This is a genomic window from Desulfonatronum sp. SC1 (assembly GCF_003046795.1).
Taxonomy (GTDB): Bacteria; Desulfobacterota; Desulfovibrionia; order Desulfovibrionales; family Desulfonatronaceae; genus Desulfonatronum.
The window spans coordinates 1-901 of sequence record NZ_PZKN01000076.1; the positions used below are offsets into that span (position 1 = coordinate 1).

Below are 901 nucleotides of genomic sequence, written 5' to 3' on the forward strand. Positions count from 1 at the left end.
CTCCGTAGCCCATGGCCTTCAGTATCTGGGCCTGGGCGTCGCTTGGTTCCTCAAGCTTGCGGGTCGCTTTTCGTGCCCCGGCATTCCAACAAAGACATGAATGGAGTGTGCGCATCTGCTGCATTGTTGTGGCAGCGGAGAGCTTCAGCCCAGCCTTGGCCAATCGTAATTCCAAGAGACGCAGATAGGAGAGAGCAACAATGCAGCACAGGATGTGGCAACGGATTTTGCTGTCCGTCCAGTGCCGCATGGGTCTCATGTTGACCAAGTCATGGTCCTTGGTTTGGCGAAAGCTTTGCTCCACCATGTACCTGTCCAGGCTGGCCCTGACAATCTCATCAGTGCTCCAATCCATTCTGTCCGTGATCAGCACATTCTTTCCGAACCTGTCAATATGTCGCTCGATTCGATAATAATTTTTGCGAAAGCTCATGACCAAGCCTCCACTTTTCACGGCGAAACTCAGATCGTAAAGGCTGTCTGGAAGATACAGATCCCGGCAAATGTTTCGGTAGCGCTCCTTGATCGTGTCTTCGTTGCGCCACTGGGCAGACCTGGAACGAACCTTTGATCGGATTTCGTATAAAGCCGATTGGAGTGTTCGCATTTTCTTTTCAAATTTATACCGTTGCTTGGAGGCGGTCAGGGGGTTGTAGGTCACGATCACCGTGCGCGTCTGCCCCCAATATTCCCCGGTGCTCCGCCAAGCAGTCAATTGATCGTCCTCTCTGCCGAGCTCACGAAGTCGCCGATTTTTTTCAGTATCCACAACGATAAATTTTTCCCTGTCGACATGTACAAGCTCCTCGGCAAAGTACGTCGAGTAGCTGGTCACGAAATGCACGCCGTCCATGGCGTCAATGACTGCCATGCCGTCTTCGGAATTCATGCCCTTGTCCAA

General features: G+C 52.2%; 1 pseudogene. It reads right to left on the minus strand.

From position 1 onward, the window contains the following. Positions 1–889, minus strand: a pseudogene (locus C6366_RS18380) (transposase); the annotation flags it as partial. Between the last annotated feature and the right edge of the window lie 12 nt (positions 890–901).